This is a genomic window from Pseudomonas turukhanskensis (genome assembly GCF_027922365.1).
Classification (GTDB): domain Bacteria; phylum Pseudomonadota; class Gammaproteobacteria; order Pseudomonadales; family Pseudomonadaceae; genus Aquipseudomonas; species Aquipseudomonas turukhanskensis.
This window is the reverse complement of record NZ_BSFN01000053.1, coordinates 1-1,088: the sequence shown is the minus strand read 5'-3', so window position 1 is coordinate 1,088 and position 1,088 is coordinate 1. Positions and strand designations below refer to the sequence as shown.

Here is a 1,088-nt window from a genome sequence, read left to right as displayed (position 1 = left end):
CACGGTTTCGCTGCCCACCTGTGCCGTGATGGAGCGCTGCGCCCCCCAGTTGCTGCCATCACCGTTGGTAAAGGTGCCACCCTCGTGCAAAAACGCCATGCCCGCAGATATCTCGGCCTGGGTAGCGGCGTAGTAGTTCTGGGTTCTCCTCGTGCCGTTGGCTTGGAAATCACTCCAGCGCGTGCGCAACTGCGCGTGGCTGAGGGCCTTCCAGTCGGCGCCTAGCACCGCGCTGAGCAGTTGATTCACCTCTGGTGTCTCCACCAGTTTGAGCGAGCTCACCCAATCGCTGCTCCAGCCATTGGGTCGCAACAGGTTACTCAGCAGGTTGTACAGGCTGAGCGACACCGGGTCGCCATCACCTGTCCAAATCGAGGACGTGCTCCAGCGTGTCTCGGTAGTGGCGCCTTGCAGCAGTTCCACTAAGCTCTTGCTTGCCGACAACCCGAGGTTTTCCAGGTTGCCGTCGACCACCACATTGCCGGTGGCCGCCATCAATCCGCCGACATTGCGGACGGTGGCCTTGGTGTTGTGGGCGCTGTCCTGGTTGTGGGCGCTGTCCTGGTTGAGCAATAAATCACCGCCGGCTTTGATCACCGCCTGTTTTACCGCGAGGTTTGAGGCATACACCGGCAACGTAATTTTGGTGTTCCAGTAATCGCGCTCAACCAACCCATCGGATTTAGAATACCAAGCGTCTTCCTTGGCCTCGCTGGCAGCCAACACACCACCGCTGGCTTGGCTAAGGTTTTCCAGCAGCGGCGTGTCGATCCACAGGTTCTTTTGCGCCTCAATGCGCCCAACGTTGTTTTGTATTTTGCGCCCGGCACTCAGGCTCATATCGCCCATCGCCAGCAGTTGGCTGTTAACCCCGTTGAGCAGTTGCGTACCGGCCTGCAAGAAGAGGTCTTCGCCCGCCCAGATCAGCTTGCCGGCTTGGTTGTCGATCAGGCCGTTGGCGGTAATCGCCAGGGTCTTGCCAATAATGACAGCACCCTGATTACGCACATCACCGGCCGCCACAATCTGCACCGAGCCTGGGGCGTTGAGTTCGCCCGTGATGGTGATGTCGTGGGCAGACAAGGTAA

1 protein-coding gene is annotated in these 1,088 nt (G+C 59.3%); it reads right to left on the bottom strand.

All coding sequences use genetic code 11. The annotated features are described in order from the left end of the window. A partial coding sequence (locus PKE98_RS26900) for a hypothetical protein (protein ID WP_271198557.1) occupies positions 1-1,088 on the bottom strand: 1,088 nt, incomplete at both ends.